General features: G+C 70.6%; 7 protein-coding genes. 5 read left to right on the top strand and 2 right to left on the bottom strand.

Annotated elements, in window-relative coordinates; genetic code table 11:
• Positions 1 to 56 precede the first annotated feature (56 nt).
• Both VIB55_RS00025 and VIB55_RS00030 read right to left on the bottom strand, forming a co-directional pair.
• Positions 57 to 926, bottom strand: a complete 870-nt coding sequence (locus VIB55_RS00025; RefSeq protein ID WP_331874603.1) for a hypothetical protein — start codon at positions 924 to 926, stop codon at positions 57 to 59.
• Positions 927 to 1,043: 117 nt separating this feature from the next.
• Positions 1,044 to 1,511: a hypothetical protein gene (locus VIB55_RS00030; RefSeq protein WP_331874604.1), complete on the bottom strand. Its 468-nt coding sequence runs from the start codon at positions 1,509 to 1,511 to the stop codon at positions 1,044 to 1,046.
• 315 nt (positions 1,512 to 1,826) lie between these two features.
• Here VIB55_RS00030 and VIB55_RS00035 point away from each other — a divergent pair, with 315 nt between their 5' ends.
• From VIB55_RS00035 to pckA, 5 genes are all read left to right on the top strand, one after another.
• The gene (locus VIB55_RS00035) at positions 1,827 to 3,254 is read left to right on the top strand and encodes a copper resistance CopC/CopD family protein (protein ID WP_331874605.1); all 1,428 of its coding nucleotides are present in this window, start codon (positions 1,827 to 1,829) and stop codon (positions 3,252 to 3,254) included.
• Between the two features lie 97 nt (positions 3,255 to 3,351).
• Entirely contained in the window at positions 3,352 to 5,421 is a 2,070-nt protein-coding gene (locus tag VIB55_RS00040; protein ID WP_331874606.1) for a TonB-dependent receptor, read from the top strand.
• Positions 5,422 to 5,768: 347 nt separating this feature from the next.
• On the top strand, positions 5,769 to 6,044 hold the full coding sequence (locus VIB55_RS00045) for a type II toxin-antitoxin system HicB family antitoxin (protein ID WP_331874607.1): 276 nt from the start codon (positions 5,769 to 5,771) through the stop codon (positions 6,042 to 6,044).
• A 53-nt stretch (positions 6,045 to 6,097) separates the two neighbouring features.
• Complete coding sequence (locus tag VIB55_RS00050; protein WP_331874608.1) at positions 6,098 to 6,349, top strand: hypothetical protein; 252 nt, start codon at positions 6,098 to 6,100, stop codon at positions 6,347 to 6,349.
• 170 nt (positions 6,350 to 6,519) lie between these two features.
• Complete coding sequence (gene pckA / locus VIB55_RS00055; protein WP_331874609.1) at positions 6,520 to 8,154, top strand: phosphoenolpyruvate carboxykinase (ATP); 1,635 nt, start codon at positions 6,520 to 6,522, stop codon at positions 8,152 to 8,154.
• The last annotated feature ends 33 nt before the right edge of the window (positions 8,155 to 8,187 follow it).

Here is an 8,187-nt window from a genome sequence, read left to right on the forward strand (position 1 = left end):
CCCTCTCCCGGCGCGTCAACGACGGTTGGAGGCGCGATGGGGGCGTTGGGGATGGGTCAGCCGCCGGCCAGGGCCAGCGACTCGGTCATCAGCTGCACGTCCAGCGCCTCGGTACGCACGCGGCGGTCGTAGTAGGCCAGCACGAACACGGAGGCGATGAAGGGCGCGGCGGCGATGGCCACGGCCAGGATCACGATCCCCGCACCGGCCTCGGCCGCGCCTCCCTCCGCGCCCGACACTCCCTCCGTGAGGCCCGAGACGAACGCCACGGCGATCATCGGCAGGTACACGATGGTGGCCGTCACCATCACCAGCCCCACCGTGCGCCAGAACGCCCCGCGCAGCAGCTCCACCGAGCGGCTCAGCGCCTCCACCGGCCCCTTCCCCTCCACGATCACCGCGGGGCCCGCGCCGGCCAGCACCGCCGCGCCGCCCACGTACACGAAGACGAAGCCGAAGATCATCCCCGCGCCCAGGACGATGGAAAGGGCCGGAGCGGCCAGCGCGCCCACCACGGCTCCGGCCAGCGCCATCACCAGGAAGCCGCCGATCATCACGAACGACATCCCGACGTTCGTCACGAAGGCGGATCCGAGCAATGTGAACATGGAGCGAACCCCCGTGCGCACTGCCTCCTTGATGTCGATGGGCTGCGCGATGAACGACTGCGACGCCTGGTGCACGAGGGCGCCCCATTGCACCATCACCGAGAGAAGGAGCAGGACCGCCAGCCCGAACGCCCCGATCCCCGCGGCGGCTTCGCTCCCGGTGCCCGTGAGAACGGCCACGATGGCGCCGCCCACCACCAGCGCCGCCACGGGCAGAAGCGCGGTGAGAAGAAACGTCGTCAGGTTGCGCCGGTACAGCGAAAAAGCCCCGTCCAGTATCTCGCCGAAGCCCAAGGGCCGGAGGTTGGGAACGGGCATCGTGAGCTGTCGCGTAAGGATGGAGGTACGGCGGAAAGTCGGCAGGCGGGCCCAAGATACTGAGCCGCCCCATCCGCGACAACACCCGTTTTGGCGCGAGCGGGCCTGACGGCGGGCTTACCGCAGAGTGACGGGAATCGTCTGCGAAGCGCCCTGCGGGATGGACTGGTGGTTCGCTCCGGACCACGTCATCCGCAGGGTGGTGGAGCCGGGAGGCAGCCGGGGGAGCGCCCAGCGGTACCGCGTGCCCTGGACGGCGGTGATCTCGTTGGCCGACGCCATCATCTCCGTGCCGCCGGCGAACAGGTGAAGGTGCCGCCCCGCCGCCGTCCACCCGGTGGGGCCCAGCACCAGCGGGGCGCCCGCGTCGAACTCCACCGACGCCGGCTGCGCGAGCGCAGCCCCGACGGCGGGGCTCACGATCCGGATCTGCGGAACGGCGGACGCAGGCCCGGAGCCCGTGTCGGACCCGCCTTCCATGAACGACCTCACCAGGAACACCAGTCCCAGCAGCACCATCACCCCACCGATGACCCCGAACACACGGTCCGCTATCAGCCGCTCCCCCGATCCGCCCTGCGCCATCCGTTCATCTCCTCGCGATTCCGCTCCCGACGACGAGCGGGAAAGATGCACTCCCGTGGCGCGCGGCGCGAGGGCTGGCGAGCACGGAAGTAGATGAAGGAGCGGCGTTTACTCTCCTCCCCGGCGCCGTGGCGTGCGGCGTCGGAAGGCTGCCGATCCGTCCGCGGCTGCCTGCTGCCCCACGGGTCCGCTTCTGGAGGCTGGGGCGTGACTGCCGTATCTTCCCCGCATCAGCCGGAAGCACTGGCTCGCGGCGGCGTGCTGGATGGACGAACCGCGGCACTGCTCCAACGGCGGCCCCTGGAACTCACACGGATGCCTTCGATCCTCACTCTCATTGCCCGGCTGGCCCGCCGCGGCCTGCTCGCGGTGCTCGCCTGCGCGCTGCTGGCGGCACCGGCGGCCGCGCACACCAAGGTCCAGTCTACGCAGCCCGCCAACGGCGACACGGTCGCGAGCGTCCTGGCCGAGGTGCGCGTCCGGTTCAGCACCGCCGTCGCGCCCGGGCTCACGCGCATCGAGTTGCGGCAGGGCGGGCGCAATGTCCTCACCGGCGGCGCGCCCGTTCCGGGTGAGGGCAACCGCGAGTACGCGCTTCAACTGGCGCAGCCGCTCACCCCCGGCGCGTACGAGGTGCAGTGGACCACGGCCGGGGCAGACGGACACGTGCTCCGCGGAACCTTCAGCTTCGTCGTCGCCGCACCCGCGACTCCCGCGGCGCCAGCTGTCGTGGAGACACAGGCGGACTCGGCGCGGGTGGACTCCAGCCTGGCGGCGGGCATTCCGGGCGATCCCGACGCGGTCGGCACCACCACGTCCGCTGCCGCGAGCCCGCTTTCCGTGGCCGTGCGCTGGGGATGGTTCGCCGCGCTGCTGGCCATGATCGGCGTGGTGGCATTCCGCTTCGGCGTCCTGGCGCGGCTGGTGAAGGACGAGACGTTCCGCCCGGTCGCGGTCCGCGCCGAAGCCGGGGCGTGGACGATCGCCCTGGGCGCCGCGTCGCTCTCCATGCTCACGCTGGCCGGGCGGCTATGGCTGCAGGCGTCCGCGCTGGGGATGCGGACGGAGGACTGGAGCGGAGACCGGCTGACGGCGCTGGTGACGGGAACGGTGTGGGGGCTGGGCTGGCTGCTGCAGGCCATCGCCACCTGCGCATTCGTGATGGGAATGCTGATCGCCCGGGCGCCGCACGGACGGACCGCGGGGTGGATGGGCGCCGCGGGAAGCGTGGTGCTCCTGGCCGCCGTTCCGTCGCTTTCCGGCCACGCGGCGGGCGTCGAGGGGCTCACCGCGCTCGCCATCGTCGCCGATGCCGTGCACGTGCTGGCGGCTGGCGCGTGGATCGGGAGCCTGCTGATGGTGCTGGCCATCGGCATCCCGGCCACGCTGGGGACGACGGCCGCGGCGTGCGGCTCCGTCGCGATGATGGTGCGCGCCTTTTCCCCGATGGCGCTCATCGCCGGCGCCGTGGTGGCCGGCACCGGCGTCATCAGCGCGCTCCTTCACATCGGCGCGGTCGAAAACCTGTGGGGCACGGGCTACGGGCGCGCGCTGCTTCTGAAGGTGGTGCTGCTGACGCTCGTCGGAGCCACGGGCTTCTACAACTGGCGGCGCGTGCTCCCCTGCCTGGGAACGGACGACGAGGGCACGCGCCGGCTGCAGCGCTCCGCGCGGGTGGAACTGGCCATCGCCGCCGCCGTCCTCCTGGTCACTGCCGTGTTGGTCGCCCTCCCCACGCCCTGAAGAACAGCAAAAGCCATCTATCCCCGCCATGGACCGCTTTCTGCGGCTTCGGAGCACGAGAGCATAGCCTGACTCGGTGCCCGAAAACCCGTTGCAGATGAAGCCGTTCACGGCCGCGCCCTTGAGTGCCGCCTTCTCGCTTGCGTGCCTGTGCGCCGCCGCGCCCGCCGCCGCGCAGACCGATACCGCGACCGTTCCGCTCGATACTGTCACCGTGCAGGTGCTGGGCGGCAGCGTTCCCCAGCTGCGCGCGCCCTTTGCCGTCACCGCCGTACGCGAGGCCGAAATCCGGCAAGGCCGCGCCGCGCTGGCGCTCACCGACGCGCTCTCCGCCATTCCCGGCGTGCAGGTGGACAACCGCTTCAACTACGCGCTGGGGGAGCGCATCTCCATCCGCGGCTTCGGCGCGCGGGCGCAGTTCGGCGTGCGTGGCGTGCGGGTGCTGGTGGACGGCATTCCCGCCACGCTGCCGGACGGGCAGACCACGCTGAACCACGTGGATCCCTCGCAGCTGGGCCGCGCCGAGGTCATCCGCGGCCCCGCGTCGGCGCTGTACGGCAACGCGTCCGGCGGCGTCATCCGCTTCACGAGCGCCCCCCCGCCCGATGCGCCGTTCGCGACGGAGCACCGCGTGCTCGCTGGCGGCGACGGCCTGCTGCGCGGGGAGACGAGCGCCGGTGGCCGCATGGGCGCGCTGGGGTATCGCGGCTGGGTGTCGCACCTGCGCTACGGCGGCTACCGCGAGCACTCGCGGGCGCGCAACACACTGGCGGGCGGCAGCGTGTCGATGGCGCGCGGGGCGAACGAGGCGCGGCTCACCTTCAGCCTGGTGAACTACGACGCGCTCAACCCCGGCTCCCTGTCCGACTCCCTGCTGCGCGTGGACCGGCGGCGGGCGTTCGCGCGAAACGTGCAGCAGGCCACGGGCGAAGAGGGGCGGCAGGGCCAGCTGGGGGTGTGGTGGCGCCGCGCGCTGGGCCCCGGTGCGGTGGAGGTCTCGGCGTATGGATTGATGCGGTCCATCGAAAATCCCATCCCCACGTCCATCATCGACCTGGACCGCAGCGTCCGCGGCGCGCGCGCCGCGTGGACCGGCGGCGCGGGGCGGCTCCGCTGGACGGTGGGCGGCGAGATGGAAGGGCAGCGCGACCAGCGCCGCAACTTCGCCAACACGGCGGGGACACGAGGGAGCCTGACGCTGGACCAGCGGGAACGCGTCACCTCGTCCAGCGTGTTCGCCCAGGCGACCGCGACGCCGCTCGCGCGGGTGGACGTGCTCGCGGTCCTGCGCTACGACCGCTTCCGCTTCGGGGTCACGGATCGACTGATCTCCGCCACCAACCCGGACGACACCGGCGCGCGGACGATGGACCAGGTGAGCCCGGCGCTTGGCGTGTCGGTAGCGGTCACGCCATCCGCCACCGTGTACGCAAACCTGGCGACCGCCTTCGAAACGCCCACGACCACGGAGCTGGCCAACCGGCCCAGCGGCGCGGGCGGCTTCAACCCCGAGCTGAACCCGCAGCGCACCGTTTCGCTGGAGGTGGGCGGCAAGGCTCGCGTGGCGCCCGGGGTGTGGGTGGAGGCAGCGGCGTATCGCGCCCGGATCGAGGACGCGCTCATTCCGTTCGAAGTGCCGGGCGCGCCGGGCCGCACCTTCTTTCGCAACGCGGGTCAGGCGAACCACCGCGGCTTCGAGGCCGCCGCCGTGCTGACGCCTCGCGAGGGATGGACGGCGCGCGCAGCCTACACCCACACCGACGCGCGCTTCGGCCGCTACGTGGTGGGCGCGGACGACCGCGCCGGCAACCGCGTTCCTGGGATCGCGCCGCACCGGTGGGAGCTGTCGCTGCTCGCCTCGCCGCCGCGCGGCCCGTTCGCCGGGATCGATGCGCGCTACGTGTCGTCCACACCGGTGGCGGATACGGATGCCGACGCCCGGTTCGCATCCCCCGCGTACGCGCTGGTGGACGTGCGCGGGGGATGGGAGGGCGCCCGCGCCGCGGGCCTGGAGTTCGCCCCGTTCCTCGGCGTGACGAACCTGCTGGATCGAGACTACAACACGTCCGTGGTCATCAACGCCTTCGGCGGCCGGTACTACGAGCCGGGGCCGGGGCGCTCGCTCTACGCGGGCCTGCGGATGCAGCTGGGGACGCGGCGCCCCTGACGCAACATGGTGCCGCCGGTGGCGCAAAACGAACAAACTTTACACGTGCGGAAGAACCCTTAACTTCTTGGCCTCGGTTGTTCATCGTGAACCCGGGGCCAAGTGATGAGCCGGCACGAAAAGACGCTCGCGGCGATGGAGCGCAATGAACAAGGATGGCGCTACGATCAAGTCGCTGTGATGCTCAGGGGATTCGGGTTCGTCGTGCGCTCGCGTGGGGGAAGTCACCGGCTGTGGTCACACGCCAACGGTCCTACGGTCCTGCTGGTCGACAAGGGGCATGGCACGGTCCCTGGTTACCAGGTCGGGCAAGCAACCGCGGCAGTCCGCCAGTCATTGGAGGAACCATGACGCTCGCCGAGTACATCTCGCTCCCGTGGACGATTCGGGGTCGTGCCATCCGAGACGCCGCCGGTGAGCCGGCGTACTATGTGGTCTCGATCGATGAGCTACCGGGCTTCTCGGTCGTGGGCGACACGCGAGTTGAAGCTCTTGCCGAACTCGAACTCGGGCTGAGGGTGTACCTGGAGGGTGTGCTCGCAGCCGGGTTCCCTCCCGCACTCCCCCAACCTGGCCTGCTCGCGTCCGAGTTGGCCAACCGGGAGGCGCTGCAGACCGGCTGAGCAGTTCCTGCACGGCGGTCGTGAGCGAGGATCGACGAACTGCAGGAGGGTGCATGATGACCGTCGACGAGTACGTGGCGCTGCCCTGGACCGTGCACGGGCGGATGGTGCGCGAAGCCCCCGGCGAGCGTCCCTATCACCTGATCACCACGGATGAGATGGATGGGTTCTCGGTGGTCGCTTCGTCGCGCGCGGCGGCGCAGGAGTTGTTCCCAATCGTGCTGCGGGAGCACATCGAGGCTTGGCTGGAAAGCGGGCACGTTCCGCCGATTCCCGGCCCGGCTCGCGAAGCCATTGTGGCCTGAGGAACGTCGCACCACAACTCGCCGCTCCCGCCGGAGCAGGTTGCGCGAGCAACGAATCAGTGAGCCGGGTTCACCTTGCATCCCCGCGCCGGGGGTGCTAGAGTTGCCGTTTCTGCCCGCCCGGCTGCGATCTGATCGGGCCCGCACGACCCTGTAGCACGAGAGCGCCGATGTCGACGACCCTTGTTCCCGAAGCTCCCGCCGCGGCCGGCACCGGCCGCGAAAGCCGCTACGGGTTGGAAAACCACGGGATCCGCAACCCCGGAACCGTGTTCTGGAACCTGAACCCCGTGGAGCTGGTGGAGCACGCGGTTCGGCGCGGTGAAGGCAGCCTGGTCGAGGGCGGCCCCTTCAACGCCGTCACCGCGCCGCACACCGGCCGCTCGCCGAATGACCGCTTCGTGGTGCGCGAGCCCTCGTCCGAGGAGCACGTGTGGTGGGGCAAGGTGAACGTGCCCATCTCGCCCGAGCACTACGCCACGCTGCGCGAAGACGTGATCGCGCACCTGGAGGGGCAGGACCTGTACGTGCGCGACATGGTGGCCGGGGCCGATCCCAAGTACGCGCTGAACGTGCGGGTGATCACCCCCAACGCGTGGCACAACCTGTTCGCGTTCAACATGTTCCGCCGCCCCGAAGCAGGGGGCCTGGCCGACATGGTGCCGGGATTCACCGTCCTTCACGCCCCCGAGTACGAGGCAGACCCCGCCCGCCACGGGACGCGCACCAGCACCTTCATCCTGATCAACTTCGGCGCCAAGGAGGTGCTGATCGGCGGCACCCGCTACGCCGGCGAGATCAAGAAGTCGGTGTTCGGGGTGATGAACTACGTGCTGCCCATGCAGGGCGTGCTTTCCATGCACTGCTCGGCCAACGTGGGCCCCGAGGGCGACACGGCGCTCTTCTTCGGCCTGTCGGGCACGGGCAAGACCACCCTCTCGGCAGACCCGGAGCGCGGGCTCATCGGTGACGACGAGCACGGGTGGACGGACGACGGGATCTTCAACTTCGAGGGCGGCTGCTACGCCAAGGCCATCAAGCTGTCGCCCGAGGGCGAGCCGGAGATCTACGCCACCACACGGATGTTCGGCACGGTGCTGGAGAACCTGGTGATGGACGAGGCCCGGCGGGTGGACTTCGACGACATCTCCATCACCGAGAACACGCGGATCTCGTATCCGCTGCACTACATCCACAACTACGTTCCCGAGGCGCGCGGCGGCCATCCGCGGAACATCGTGTTCCTGACGGCCGATGCGTACGGCGTGCTCCCCCCCATCAGCCGCCTGACCGCCGAGCAGGCGATGTTCTACTTCCTGTCGGGGTACACGGCCAAGGTGGCGGGCACCGAGCGCGGCGTGAAGGAGCCCCAGCCCACCTTCTCGGCGTGCTTCGGTGCCGCGTTCCTGTCGCTGCACCCGGGAGTGTACGCCGAGCTGCTGGGGCAGAAGATCGACCAGCACGGCGCGCGGGTGTGGCTGGTGAACACCGGCTGGACGGGTGGGCCGTACGGGGAGGGGAGCCGCATGAAGCTGGCGTACACGCGCGCCATGGTGCGCGCCGCGCTCTCCGGCCAGCTGGACGGCGTGGCGACCGAGACGGTGCCGTTCTTTGGCCTGCAGGTGCCCACCGACGTGCCCGGCGTGCCGGCCGAGTTGCTGAACCCGCGCGGCACCTGGGCCAATCCCGAGGCGTACGACGCCCGGGCGCGCGACCTGGCGAACGCCTTCTGCAAGAACTTCGAGCAGTTCGCCGACCGCGTCCCCGAGGCAGTCCGGAACGCCGGCCCCTCGTCGGCCGAGTAGGCTTTCCGGCATCAGCCGTGACGAAAGCGGGCC

The sequence above is a fragment of the Longimicrobium sp. genome (genome assembly GCF_036554565.1).
Classification (GTDB): domain Bacteria; phylum Gemmatimonadota; class Gemmatimonadetes; order Longimicrobiales; family Longimicrobiaceae; genus Longimicrobium.